Annotated in this window: 13 protein-coding genes, 1 tRNA gene and 1 pseudogene; 8 read left to right on the top strand and 7 right to left on the bottom strand. The window is 44.9% G+C overall.

Going from position 1 to position 12,656, the window contains the following annotated elements; genetic code table 11:
• Window positions 1–185: 185 nt before the first annotated feature.
• From BL107_RS12610 to BL107_RS05940, 3 genes are all read right to left on the bottom strand, one after another.
• Window positions 186–350 (bottom strand): hypothetical protein, encoded by a 165-nt coding sequence (locus BL107_RS12610; protein ID WP_232192801.1) that lies wholly within the window; start codon window positions 348–350, stop codon window positions 186–188.
• A gap of 455 nt (window positions 351–805) precedes the next feature.
• Window positions 806–1,084, bottom strand: a complete 279-nt coding sequence (locus BL107_RS05945) for a hypothetical protein (RefSeq protein WP_232192799.1) — start codon at window positions 1,082–1,084, stop codon at window positions 806–808.
• Between the two features lie 193 nt (window positions 1,085–1,277).
• On the bottom strand, window positions 1,278–2,318 hold the full coding sequence (locus BL107_RS05940) for a transcriptional regulator (RefSeq protein ID WP_232192796.1): 1,041 nt from the start codon (window positions 2,316–2,318) through the stop codon (window positions 1,278–1,280).
• Between the two features lie 552 nt (window positions 2,319–2,870).
• Between BL107_RS05940 and BL107_RS05935 the strand changes: the two genes are divergently transcribed.
• Both BL107_RS05935 and BL107_RS05930 read left to right on the top strand, forming a co-directional pair.
• Window positions 2,871–3,410 (top strand): YqhA family protein, encoded by a 540-nt coding sequence (locus BL107_RS05935; RefSeq protein ID WP_009789373.1) that lies wholly within the window; start codon window positions 2,871–2,873, stop codon window positions 3,408–3,410.
• Window positions 3,411–3,713: 303 nt separating this feature from the next.
• Window positions 3,714–4,475 (top strand): GAF domain-containing protein, encoded by a 762-nt coding sequence (locus BL107_RS05930; RefSeq protein WP_009789372.1) that lies wholly within the window; start codon window positions 3,714–3,716, stop codon window positions 4,473–4,475.
• 99 nt (window positions 4,476–4,574) lie between these two features.
• Here the strand turns inward: BL107_RS05930 and BL107_RS05925 are convergent.
• The 3 genes from BL107_RS05925 to glyQ all read right to left on the bottom strand — a co-directional run bounded on the left by BL107_RS05925 (window position 4,575) and on the right by glyQ (window position 7,490).
• Window positions 4,575–4,661: transfer RNA gene (locus BL107_RS05925), tRNA-Ser, on the bottom strand.
• Between the two features lie 27 nt (window positions 4,662–4,688).
• The gene (locus BL107_RS05920) at window positions 4,689–6,521 is read right to left on the bottom strand and encodes a ComEC/Rec2 family competence protein (protein ID WP_232192793.1); all 1,833 of its coding nucleotides are present in this window, start codon (window positions 6,519–6,521) and stop codon (window positions 4,689–4,691) included.
• A gap of 96 nt (window positions 6,522–6,617) precedes the next feature.
• Entirely contained in the window at window positions 6,618–7,490 is an 873-nt protein-coding gene (gene glyQ, locus BL107_RS05915; RefSeq protein WP_009789370.1) for a glycine--tRNA ligase subunit alpha, read from the bottom strand.
• A 352-nt stretch (window positions 7,491–7,842) separates the two neighbouring features.
• Here glyQ and BL107_RS05910 point away from each other — a divergent pair, with 352 nt between their 5' ends.
• The 3 genes from BL107_RS05910 (at window position 7,843) to BL107_RS12195 (ending at window position 9,580) form a co-directional block, all read left to right on the top strand.
• Complete coding sequence (locus tag BL107_RS05910) at window positions 7,843–8,355, top strand: hypothetical protein (RefSeq protein WP_232192790.1); 513 nt, start codon at window positions 7,843–7,845, stop codon at window positions 8,353–8,355.
• Window positions 8,356–8,486: 131 nt separating this feature from the next.
• Window positions 8,487–9,002 carry a hypothetical protein gene (locus tag BL107_RS05905; protein ID WP_009789368.1) on the top strand — a complete coding sequence of 172 codons (516 nt, stop codon included), beginning with the start codon at window positions 8,487–8,489 and terminating at the stop codon, window positions 9,000–9,002.
• Window positions 9,003–9,214: 212 nt separating this feature from the next.
• Window positions 9,215–9,580, top strand: coding sequence for a DUF2237 family protein (locus BL107_RS12195; protein ID WP_009789367.1), 366 nt, complete (start codon window positions 9,215–9,217; stop codon window positions 9,578–9,580).
• Here the strand turns inward: BL107_RS12195 and BL107_RS05900 are convergent.
• Window positions 9,577–9,900, bottom strand: coding sequence for a Nif11-like leader peptide family RiPP precursor (locus BL107_RS05900; RefSeq protein ID WP_009789366.1), 324 nt, complete (start codon window positions 9,898–9,900; stop codon window positions 9,577–9,579). The genes BL107_RS12195 and BL107_RS05900 overlap by 4 nt on opposite strands.
• A gap of 313 nt (window positions 9,901–10,213) precedes the next feature.
• Here BL107_RS05900 and BL107_RS05895 point away from each other — a divergent pair, with 313 nt between their 5' ends.
• From BL107_RS05895 to BL107_RS12605, 3 genes and pseudogenes are all read left to right on the top strand, one after another.
• Window positions 10,214–11,242, top strand: a complete 1,029-nt coding sequence (locus BL107_RS05895) for a hypothetical protein (RefSeq protein ID WP_006169724.1) — start codon at window positions 10,214–10,216, stop codon at window positions 11,240–11,242.
• On the top strand, window positions 11,242–12,198 hold the full coding sequence (locus BL107_RS05890) for a helix-turn-helix domain-containing protein (RefSeq protein WP_009789365.1): 957 nt from the start codon (window positions 11,242–11,244) through the stop codon (window positions 12,196–12,198). The genes BL107_RS05895 and BL107_RS05890 overlap by 1 nt, the downstream gene beginning before the upstream one ends.
• Before the next feature lie 208 nt (window positions 12,199–12,406).
• Window positions 12,407–12,586, top strand: a pseudogene (locus BL107_RS12605) (hypothetical protein); the annotation flags it as partial.
• Window positions 12,587–12,656: the final 70 nt, after the last annotated feature.

Raw genomic sequence — 12,656 nt, 5'->3', positions numbered from 1 at the left:
CTTGTTCAATCGACCAAGCAATCCCAGCATTCACTCCATTCCACTAACAGCTCATCAAACGTCAACGAGTTATAAAAGCCTCTCCATTTCTTTTCAGAATTAGCGTCGAAGGCCACAAGAGAAACCAGCAATGCAATGGCTTGCTCTCGATCAAGGCATTGATTGGATTCAGTGAGAAATTCCATTCATGACTTTCCGGCAGAAAGATTCACTTTTGCCACTTTTAAAGCCTCTTCACAGGCCTTGCGATCATCTGAATCAATATCCCCCTGACTACCGTTCAGACGAGCCTCAAGAAAAGCAATTTCATCCATCCAATACTCCTTACCCTTGGGCGAATCAGCAGTCATTTCATTAAAAACGGTCAACACAATTATTGTGACTAGTACCGTCTAGATTTACAATAGACGCGTCGACAAACAGAGACAAATCTCTGACGAGCGTCAGCAATGATCAACACAGAAGAACTGCAAAAATGTTGAAAATTTTCATTGGACTGGTCCTTGGATATCTACTCTTCACGTCCCCCCAAGCAAGACGCATCACCGCAGATCTACTTCGTAGTGCAGCCGAAACGATCTCACCAGAGACAGAACAGCATCAGCCGCCAGCCTCAATCGATCAACCAACCAAACCAGCCCTGAAAGAGTTCGACGCAAATACAAACAACACACCACTCAGAACTGAACATCCTGAGATTTAATGAAAAAGCACTTGCTCTTTGTTGCAACATTTTGGCTTGGAGGATTCACTACACTCATGCTGACTTTTTATCTGATCATCTCCTTAAGATAAGCATATTATTTCAATCTCTACGCTTTACAAATCCTTCCCATAGCGGGCTTGACAGCACGTTGCTTAGAAGATCAAGAAGATCCAATCCAGAATTCGTTAGGCGATCAGCTTGAATGCCAAGAAGGTACTCATGTTGAACTCCCCGACCACGCTGACGAGAACAAACAATCATTACATCATCATATTGAATCGGGAAATCGCTTGTAAATCTCACGTCAAGAATCCCCTCTGCAATAAAAAGGAGGAAATCACAAACAACTTGATTGATGTATTCCTCATCATCTTGCAAGTCGCCACAGCGAATCATTTGATCCCTTGTTTGCGGCGTATACGTAACAAATGAAAAGAACAGTCGAGATTGCGTTGGTTGCAGGTAAATCCGATGAAATGGTTTATTTGACATTACACAATTTCATACTTAAAAGTCTTTTATGCAATAGCAATAAGTGATTGAATTTCAGGATATGCATCACAATAAATTACTACGAACTGGAGCGGGTCTTCAAATCAAGCCACTCCTTACCGTAGGAATCTGTAAACCACGATGAATTATATTTACGAAGTCCAAATGCACAATAGGCAGTACTAAGACCTTCACCCAGACGTTTTGAAAACATCTCACCCTCAACATCCTTGGTTGTGAACTCAGCAGAGACAGCATCCATCACCCTTTGCTCAAACTCAGCTTTACCGAGAAGGAAACGCTCCGACTCAACACAAACCTTGAGCTGGCGCAGCGCCTCATCAATCGCTAATAAACGCACGGGCTGTCCTCTCTCATAGAGGCGGTAGTTCGAGGAAACAGTCTTGGGTTTACTTTTACGTTGATATTTTTTCTTTGCTTTGTCTGAATCTTTTTTGAGTTTCTTGAACTCTTTATGAAACTCTTGCAGGTCATCCAAACCAGGCTTGATTCGAAATGAAGGATCAAGCAAATCCTGTTTTAATGCATTTACAACAGGATCTTTCGCGGGATCACCCAGCATCGCCTCAGCGATAAACAGAATCAACTCTTCACGCCTGAACTCAAGATGAGGGGTGTATCGAGTTTTTTGCAAAGCACCCACACAAGAGTGATAGGTACTGGTAGTGACCTTGGTATCACCAATCGCCCGCTCAACAATCTCCTCAACATCACCGCGCTTTTCCAAGGGCAATGTTTGAAGAAGCGATAACGCCCTCGGTTTACCAAGAACCCAACGAACTAAGGCACGCCTCTTCGCCCCTTGAACAAATCGCTTGTCATAGCTCTTGTGTCCTGATGATTTCATCAGGGAGTTAATCGCAATCGGAATTTCTAGAGAGCTGAGAGTGAGAACCTCATGGGCAACGTTTCCAGGATCCAACGACGAGGCTTTCTTAAGGCGGCCCAGCAAGTCACCGATCGGTTCTTGAGTAAATGCATCCCAACACGACTGAATCCGAGAGCTAACGAATGTTCGGTAATCTTTTCGGAGGGAACACCAAGCCCTTAAAACAAAAACTCCATCGTCATATTCATAGACCTCCTCGGTACGAATCATCCGAGAGGATGATTGACCTACCTTGCTCACATAATCGATCTGAAGAGTGTCTGTGGCAAGAAACTTACTGCAGCAGATCGGGCTGTTCTTGACCGTCTCACTTTCAGGTGTTTTGGGCTGAGTCGCCGAGACCCGGGGCAGATCAGCAGTGGAGCCCTTGAATCGCTTCAGAAAAGGTGTGGCATTGCTGCTTAAGGACCATGGGATTGGACGCCCTCCTTTAAAGGCGCCATCGGGCCCGTCTCGCAAGGCATGCCGAAGAGTTTCATAGGACGACTCCCCAATCACACGTTTGAGCAATTGACGCGCAGATGCCCTTAACCCCATCTCAGATCAACAACTTTTCCAGAGTTTAAACCGGACAAAATGATTCGGCTTAGCAGGGTGAAACCTATCGAAGCGCCAAAAGAGGGTCCCTCCCACAAAGAATTCATTCAATCAAGCAAAAAGGTTTGAAATTTGGTCTAAATTTGACTCAATCATCAAGCATCCAGAAGCAACAACGTATGAGTAATAATCCACTAAAGAGCAGTAATTAGAAACGAGCTATCCATGAGTTCAAACGCCTCACAGAACAGAAGAAATCGCATTGAAGCAAACTTTGAACGATGGCTGTGGCGCTTCAGGCTGATCAGTATCATTCCGGTTCTAATGAGCCTTTTAGGCAGCATAAGCTGTTTCATCTTAGGAACTCATGAAGAATTATCTGCACTCCATAAGCTCTTTAACGGGCACTTCGACTCCGATAAAAGCATCCTCCTTCTCGGCAAAGTGGTGGGTGGAATTGATTACTATGTGATTGGAATAGCATTGCTTATTTTCGGCTATGGCGTCTACGAATTAATCATCTCTGATATCGACCCACGCTTGCAAGACCTAACGGACGACAGAAGAAACATCCTTAGTATCAATTCACTCGAAAGTCTCAAACAAAAACTGACTAACGTTATCATTGTCGCCTTAATTGTTACAGCATTTAAGTTGATGATCAGCTTTGAAGTCGATTCAATTATTGAGGTTCTTCAATATTGCGGATGCGTTCTAATGCTTTCGTTTAGTGCTTGGCTTGTTAGCCAGAACAGCAACCATTGAAGCCTAGTGAATACAAATGATCAATGAATGAAAATTGACGGAGCAAGCGCCGTGTGCAGTGTCTACATCGAAACAAGTAATATTCAACAAAATCAACACAGTCTCTTTTTATTGAGCAACTCCAAATCAGGCAGATTTCACAAGAGAGCTCTAAACGGCATTTAAAGCCAGTGATGAATGGATATTAAATCAATACAAATCTTCATGGCTCGACACTTAAACAATTTAAAATGAATTTTTATTCTCCTTTTTGTCCAATAACTAGATTCCGTCCAAGATTTAAAGAAATAGATTACCGCAACGGTGAAGACCCCGGAAATCCCTGTAAATGAATCAGAACGCCTGAAAGCACTCAGTGAATACAGGATTCTTGGAACGAAACCCGAACAAAACTACGACGACATTACAAAAATAGCTTCTCTCACCTGCGATACGCCCATCGCTCTCCTCAGCCTGGTCGATACGAATCGCCAATGGTTCAAATCAAAGGTGGGCGTTGATGTGGAAGAAACAGTAAGAGACTGGTCATTCTGTGCCCATGCAATTCACTCCCCTGAGCCATTAATCATTGAAGACGCCCTTCAAGATGAGCGTTTTGTCGATAATCCACTCGTTCAAGGAGAGCCTCAGATCAGACTTTATGCAGGTTTTCCCCTACAAAATGACCAAAACCATCGGATAGGAACCCTTTGCGTTATTGATCGAAAGCCCCATGGCCTCACAGATGTTCAGTGCAAAATCATGGAATCACTTGCGAGGCAAGCGGTTTCTTTCCTTGAATTAAGGAAGCGATCAATCAAGCTCATCGAATCCTTTTGCTCGCTAACAGAGGCAGGAGGAATTATTAGTACTTGTTCTTACTGCAGAAAAGCAAAAGACACGAATGGTCACTGGATGCATCTCGATAAATATTTATCATCACGAACAAATTTAAACTTCAGCCATGGGATTTGCGATACATGCATTGAAGAGCATTTTCCTGATGTACTTCAAGCCTGGAGAGCAGAAGATCAAGCGAATACCAAAGGCATAGCATCTAATAGAAGCAATTATTCTTGCGGTTGATTTCATCTAATTCAAAGCAAATCAATAACCCTTCATCGGCTTACTGCCAAACGCCATGGTGTTGACAGTAGCGAAAGAGCTCCTGATCATTTTTTAAAACGGAGAGGGAGGGATTCGAACCCTCGAGGGTGTTACCCCTACACGATTTCGAGTCGTGCGCGATCAACCGGGCTCTGCCACCTCTCCATAACGTCAAAGAGACGCTCGTCGATTCTAAAGGTCCATCCGCATGGCGTCTTTGGCCTCTAGACGACGCAGCCAACGTTGCTGACTCTTCGTGGGTTGGAAACCCAGCCATGTTTGCGTCCATCTCCCGGGTCGAGCAAGAACCGAATGGCTAAGAGCCCAAAGAGCCTGGGGCTTGGGCAGCAGGCGCCATCGTTGCTCACCAGCTTGGAGCTGAAAAGCCTGCCCCTTATCAGTCAGCAACGAGAGCACCAGGCCGTCGCTACGCAAGCGTTGTCCCTTCACCAGGGGGAGTTGTCCCTGATGCGGAGCCTGGACATGCTCCGCCATCAAGGTCCAGCAGCCCATTGCCTCCGAAGCCACAGGATCCAAGAGAACAAGCCAATCCAAACGACGATGTCCGTGGGCATGGGCCAGTTGCTGAGCAATACGACAACTTTGCGAATCGGCATGGGTGCTCACCAGAGCAGCCCGACCCCGATGGCGGGCCAGTAGCCAGTGCCGTCCAAAGCGCGACGCAACCACAACGCCATCCCCCAGCTGCACAACGGCATGGAGAAAAACGGCACTCAAAAGAGTCACCACGCCAAAACCACGTAGTCCGCGATGGGAGTTGATAACCCAAGGGATCAAACCAAAAGCCATCATCAGCACCACCCAAGGCTGCGGATGACCGGTCAGCAATTGGGCTGCGGGCCAATGGCTAATCCAGTGCACCAAAGCGATCAAAAGTGCCGCAAGCTGCTGCACGGGCCAGGCCAACACCACCAAGAAAGGGTGGGGAAAGAGCAAAGCGATCACCGCTAAGCCCATCGCCGACAACGTGAGGGGAGCCAACAGGGGCGCCGCCAGAAGATTGGCAACGAGCGCATAGAGCGGTGTGGATCCGAAATGAAGCAGTTGCAGCGGCAGGGTCCAAACCAAAGCCGCCCAAGACACCGCAAACGCAGCAGCAAGCCAACGCATCCGCGATGGACAGCACCGCAGGAGTTGTTGTTCCAATCCGGGGGCCGACAGGGTGAGACCAGCCGTGGCAGCAGCACTGAGTTGAAAGCCAACGGAGTGGGCCCAATCGGGACGAATCAACAACATCAGAATCAACGTGAGTAACAACACGCCCGCTCCCCGACTGCGCTGATCTGACTCGCGGATAAGCAGTGCGGTCGCCCCCATCAACACCGCACGAACCACCGATGGTTGCCCCCCCGCGAGGGTGAGAAACAAGAGCAAGGCACAACATCCGAGCGACACCCGAAGCGGACGGGATACGTTGCGGCCAACGGCCAAGACGGAGCCAAGAACAACCGACAAATGAAATCCAGACGCCGCTAAGGCATGCGATAAGCCAGCAACACGGAAGGCTTCGCGCAACTCGGCCGGAAGTTGAACATGGGCACCACCGAGAACAAGGGCCGCAAGCAGACCACCGCGTTGGAGACCCGCCACCTGCTGAAACCGTGCGGCAATCGACCGACGTGCATCCGCAATAGGAGTCCAGGATTTGTGCAACACCTGCCACTGATTAGCCCGGAGCTGACTCCAACAGCCGAGCCGATCAAGACGGCTAGCAGGCCCAGATACAAGAGGATGAACACTGGACTGCGGTGCCTTCAACGCACCGGTGAGCTTTAACTGCCAGCCATGCTGGGGAGGGTTTGGGCAAGGTCGCAGGACCGCCTCAGTGAGACCGCGAAAGCGACGACCATCGATGCGGTCGACAGCGATCAAGGCCGAACAGCTGGTGTCGAAGACCCGGGCATCAGCGTGCAACCGACCGATCAGCTCAACGGTGCGGCCATTCAGCAGGGATGGATCATGGGTGCCTGGTGATGGCACCCCCCACAACAGACCCTTGATCAACAACAACAGGAACAGACCGAGGGCGATGTAATCAATGGATCGGCGCGTTGGCAGGGCGATCCCAGCAGCTAACGCGAGTGTTCCCCCAGCTGTTGGTTAGTCACTGGGAAGCAACGGGAATCCCAAGGCCTCACGCTCCGCTAACCAGGCCTCTGCCACCTTGCGAGCCAAGTTGCGGATCCGGCCGATGGTGGCGGTGCGTTCCGTCACCGAAATCACGCCACGCGCCTCGAGCAGGTTGAACGTGTGGCTGCACTTGAGTACGAAATCAAGGGCTGGTGCGGGTAACTGCTGATCAATTAGATCCGACGCCTCAGCCTCATAAATGGCAAACAATTGCTTGAGCCGTTCTGAATTGGAGGCCTCAAAGTTGAATTTGCATTGACCTTTTTCAAAGGGAAGCCAAATGTCGCCGTATTTACGGTCGGCATTCCAGCTCAGATCCCAAATGCTCTCCACATCCTGGAGATACATCGCCAAACGCTCCAACCCGTAAGTGATCTCAATCGAGACAGGCTTGCAATCCAATCCGCCACATTGCTGGAAGTAAGTGAATTGGGTGACTTCCATGCCATCCAGCCATACTTCCCAACCCACACCCCAAGCGCCAAGGGTGGGGGATTCCCAATTGTCTTCAACAAAACGAATATCGTGATCGGCTGCCTTGATTCCCAACGCCTCAAGGGAAGCGAGGTAGGTCTCCTGGATCGCATCAGGAGACGGTTTGATCAGAACTTGATATTGGAAGTAGTGCTGCGCCCGGTTGGGATTATCTCCATAGCGGCCATCCGTCGGACGTCGGCAGGGCTCTGGATACGCAACAGCCCAAGGTTCAGGCCCAATGGCACGAAGCACCGTATGAGGACTCATCGTGCCAGCCCCTTTTTCCGTGTCGTAGGGCTGCAGCAACAAACAGCCCTGGTTGGCCCAGAAGCTGTTCAGCGTGCCGATGATGTCCTGGAAGTGCATATGTCGGTCTTTTCAAGTGGTGGTGGGGTGTTTGGGCAGCAAGCATTGTTGTTTGCTTGTTGATCCCGCTGGAACAACAAGGCTATTTTCCCAAATGATGTGCAAGTTGAATTGGAAACCACCTTCAAACAAAACCAAGTCACAGGACGAGAACCCACAGCTAGCCTGAAAACTTTTCAACTGTCTTGAAACGGTGCAAAAAATCAGACCAACAACAACATCAAAAGAATCATTGAGAGTGAGCCAGAAACTATAAGAGCCGGAACTGATACAGTGAGAATATACAAAAATAATTTGAATTGAGTTTTTTCAACAAGTAACTCACTTCAGCCCCTACTAAACCATGCATTACATGGCAATAACAAGAGGAACAATTCTTCTTTTAGCAATACTTACACTGACGTCTTGCCTCAGACCAAATCGTTCAAAGGACGAGGCTCAAAAGGCATCAATGGCGTGGATCAAACAAGGTGGGACAGTCACTGTATTAACGCCACCGAATGAAAGTGAGATCAAAGCGCAGTGGAGACGAGAGCGAATCGTAAAAAACAATAAGTGTGAGTTTGCAAAACAGGAGATAGAAGATCTCGAACGGTCTGTCCCACCAGATAATTTCGAAGAAAACGAAATACAAGCGAAGTACAAAGACCTGATTGCGACAAGAGGCGACGCTTGCAGTGACCGCGAAATCCGAGTCAAGACAATAGACTTAGTACTAAAACAAGAAGAAAAAAAACGCCAATGCAAGGACGATAAACAATCAATGCAATTCATTTGCACAGAAAAAAATATACCGATCGCTAAGATTTCAAAAAAAAATTGGGATAAATGGCCACAAAAATTAAGTTTCTTTGCATATCGATAATACGCAATAAACGAACGCAAATAGCGCAAAACACCTCAAAAGTCAGCGCGAGTCACTACACACTTGTACATCAATCATCACATTTTAAATAGTGTGCTTTGACACAACTATCCGAACGATCAAGCCATAATATGTCGGAAGAACTCAGCTTAAAATCCTCAATGAAATGGCTAACATCTAAATTACATGCTCTTAAGAAGTATTTATCTGCCAGCGGCATAAATGGCAGAGAGGACAGTCTAAATTACAAAATCAATTATGGCACGATTCAATGCAACTGGACGATCAGAGAAAGCTCAAAAAGATTAATAGACGAAAATTTTAATTCAGCTTTATTTCTAAGAATTAGAGATATATCAGGAGATGGAACCAACGCTTCTGTGACGCTCGAGACAACAACAAGCACAAACCATGCAGACATTCATCTTCCAACAACTCAAGGCAAGATCTTATTAGAGTTAGGATATAAAGCGTTCAAAGGTGATTTCATAACACTGGAATATAAAATTTTCAATTTAGGCGAGAAGAAGATCAAAGCGATAAGGTATATCGATTGGTTTAACATTGAGGCAGAGAACATTCATCAACGAATGTACGAAATAGCCACTAGAGGAGTTCCAGCTGGCGGCTCAGAACAGCAAGCCTAAAAAAAGACATAACTCAAAAAAATAATCTCATTAGGCTCAACCAAATTCCCTACCGATATAATTACAACAGTCATGCACATCAGCAGCATTGTGCAAAATTCATATATGAATACTGTGGGCATTATTGCCGATTGAAAATAGCGGTTAGCCAAAATTAGGCTTATTCAAAGCCTGACTTGGATAACCAAACCAAGCTATTTCAAACGTTGAGAATGCTCGTCAACTTACTAGGAAAACCATTGAAAATATGTGGATGCAGCCCAAAAACAGGATGGTATTTAGATGGTTACTGCAAAACAGACTCCTCGGACTTAGGCAATCATTCTATATGCAGTGTCGTAACAGATACCTTTCTTAAATATACAAAATCACAAGGTAATAACTTGATTGATCCGAACCTATTGATGGAATTCCCGGGCCTTAAAGCCGGGGATCATTGGTGCTTATGTGCTGAACGATGGGAACAAGCCAGAATTGACGGAGTAGCACCACCCGTCATTATTGAATCGACAAATCTCTCTGCAACTGAAGTCGTACCTTTAGATATTTTAAAATCATTTGCATGTAAGGTCGTCTAATATTTTATTCCAGACCTGAAATCCCGCTCCTCCTCTGAAAGAGTGCTAGAACTGCAGGTCGATTGAGCATAATGAATCAGATTTTTATAACCTTCGGGAACTAAAGCAGGACAGAGCTGTCCAACCTCGATGGCCTGGGGGCAAAAGTAAACACCGCTCCATCGATTGATAAAGCGCCCTTTAATTTCATCCGAGAACATAAAACCATTCTGCCCTGCAAATTCAATAATTTGATTGGGGTCAAGGTGTGCAAGCTTTGAGCGAAAATCCTCATCAGCTCGAGCTCTATCGATGAATGCATGCAATGCAGACTTAGACATCGGACAATTGTCGCTTTAAACTAAATACAACAGATTCTCCAAAAAAAGCGGCGAAAAATACGTTTCTGGATTAATAAATTTGCCGTTTAACAAATATGTTTTTCGCTAATATCAAATTTCGCCAAATCACATAGCGCAAGCGCACAATTGAGAACTGCAATAATGAAGGAAAGTGAATAATGCGAAAAATATGGGAGAAGTGTGATTTTCCTGGGAAGATGAAATGTAAAGGCACACGACAGCAACTCCTCACGACTGCATAAACAACCTAAAATAATTTGAATTATTGCCAAGAACTCACCAATACACAACAATGAAGGCAAGGAAAGCTAAGGAATTTGTCTTCAACGATCTCCTCTCGATGGAGAGCTATTGCATAGATCACTATTCAGATTATTATTCAAAATCAAATTTTTCATGCAATGTAACACAACTAAGCAAAGGTGAGTTGGTCACTAGTTCAATTTGTGCACCAATCAATGATGCGCATCTTGAAATTTTCAAATCAAATCAAACTATTCTGTATGAAGAAGAAGCCAACCAAAATTCAGTGGCCTTCTGCTGGATAAATAGCAACGGCGAACAAGCTCAAACCAATACAATCATCAGTGGCCATAAGATGATGGATTTAAGTATTGCAGGATTTAATCGATTAAACAAAACAGGAGGAAACGTATGGGATATCGTTGGCGCAAATACTCAGCTTTGCTGCATGAGTCTTAAGTGGGAAAAGATGAAAAAAAAGATTGATCAAATGAATGCATATAATGCATTCGCGAAGCTTGAAGAATGTATTGGAATTGATTCAAATAGCTCAGCAAGCATTCAACTAAAGAGCCTATTTGATCGTCATTTTACAAAAGGATTGCGCGAGTCAGAAGCTTTTTATGATTTAGCGATTGCAACATTAGAAGAACCTTGCGATCTAGAAATTCTAACCGAAAGATCAGATAAAACAGAGCTCATCGAAGATCTTGTTAAGCTACTTTATGAAGATAGGGAAGGAATGCCACCCCTAACAATTAGTGAGATTACCAAATATTTGAACACAGAAAAAGAGTCCTTAAGCATTGCCTGTAGAACAAATTTTGATATGCCCATTCTCGATTTAATAAAAAGCATCAGACTAGAGCAAGTCAAAAAATCCTACCTAAATCCGCACGTACCAAAAGGACTTAAAAATTTCACAAAGAAGCAAAATGCTTTGTACTATGGATTTAAAAACTGGATAACATTTCAGAAATTATACTATCAAACATTTCAAGAGAGCCCCGATGAGACTATTAATAAATCAAGTAAGGCCTCTGTATTGGTAACAGATCTATTTACGAGGCGTAGTTAATGAAATTAGAACTCGCTTATTCAGATCATATCCAGCTCTCAGAATCTCTCAATGAGTTGGGACAGACAACCCGCATCACTCAACTTGAGCCGGGTGAGGGGAAATACACGATGTCGTTCAAACAATCTGCTGGAATCGCTTTAGCTGAAATACAATCAACACAGCCACTTTTATATGAGGGCTGGGGAACAGCTTGGTCGGTTGACTTCAATTGGATTACACCAACCTGCCAATTCAACGATCCTTTCGGCTATTGCGAGGGGTATGAAATGAAGGAAGCTAGTCTTGGGGGATTCAATACTCTCAATACTTCACCAGGGAACTCGTGGGGTAAATATTCAAATAGTTGCTCATCGACAGCTTGCATGCTTGATAAGAATATTTTGATGAAAATGCTTAAAGAATGTAATGCAGCACAAGCCATCGATAACCTCTCAAAAGCAAGGGGTCTCGATATAAATAATGAGTCTCTGCATCAACTTAAGAAATTAACAAGGAAGGACTTGGCAAGAGGAATAATGAATCCGACAAAATATTATGACCTAATCGTTGCATGCCTGGAAAGTGGAAACAAACGAGGCTATAAGAAGGGATTGACAAAAAACTATCGATTGCTTGGCGAAATTGTGGAGCTTTCACATGACAGCAGTCGAATGATCTCTCCAATGACACTTTCAGATGTATGTCAGCATCTAGATACTGGTCAAGCATCACTTTACAGAGTTTGCCAAGATTACTTCGGCATGGGAATCATTGAAATGATGACGCAAATAAGACTTGAAGAGGCAAGAAGATCACTATTAATGCTCAAGCAAGATGAAAAAAATCATACCTTGACAGTTCGTGATGTCGCTATTAGCTACGGGTTTAAACACCAAGGACGGTTTTCAAGGAGATATTTCACCAGTTTTGGCGAGCTCCCCAGTCAAACACTGGACAAAAACAAAGGGCTTTAACGCTGGCTGTGCTGCTTGAGATTAGAGAACATCTCGGGAGGTGTCCTGCCACTTTGGGTACCAACAATTGAGAGAGGTGCCAAGCAGCTTGACGCATTGAATGCTTCATTAGATTAAGCTTCGTAAAGCAGTATCCATTTCTTATCAAAGAAAGTAAAATGAGCACATAATTCATTCATGCAACTGTTGACCAACTGCATCCCTTTCTGAAGAAAAAATGAAAAGAGTAACCTTTGAGCTAAGTGATGAGCTCCATAAAAAGCTCAAACTGCTTTGTTACACAGAATCTGTGTCGATTGGCCATATTTTAAGGCAATGCGTATCAGATTTTTGCGATAAGCATGATGCACATCTCATCGAACTAATCGATAATAGGTCGCAAAAGTAGCCCATAAGATTCAAGCTATTTTTGATTAATATTTTGATCACTTTTAAATAATTTCTAACCACAAATAATC

The organism is Synechococcus sp. BL107, from assembly GCF_000153805.1.
Classification (GTDB): Bacteria; Cyanobacteriota; Cyanobacteriia; order PCC-6307; family Cyanobiaceae; genus Parasynechococcus.
This window is presented reverse-complemented; position numbering and strand designations above follow the sequence as displayed.